Source organism: Halomicronema sp. CCY15110 (genome assembly GCF_016888165.1).
Taxonomy (GTDB): Bacteria; Cyanobacteriota; Cyanobacteriia; order Phormidesmidales; family Phormidesmidaceae; genus Halomicronema.
On the sequence record NZ_JACSWC010000171.1, the window covers coordinates 1 to 214 of the forward strand.

Below are 214 nucleotides of genomic sequence, written 5' to 3' on the forward strand. Positions count from 1 at the left end.
TACTTCAGGTTGGAGCGGGAAAAGCCCTTCATCTCAGGAAACTCACGTTTCAAATCCTGGGCCAAGCGATCCAAAACTTTAGTGCCCCACCCCTCCGCTTGCTGCCGCGTCAAAATCTCACGCCCAACTTGCCAATACAGCAACAGGAGTTCACGATTAACCGCCAGCGCAGCTTTGACCTGGGCCGAGCGAATCCGGGTCTTAAGGTCGTCTA

The 214-nt window shown here is 54.2% G+C and carries 1 protein-coding gene; it reads right to left on the minus strand.

What is annotated here, in order from left to right; genetic code table 11:
* On the minus strand, positions 1 to 214 hold a 214-nt coding region (locus JUK32_RS04880), incomplete at both ends, for a DUF1016 N-terminal domain-containing protein (protein WP_239112338.1).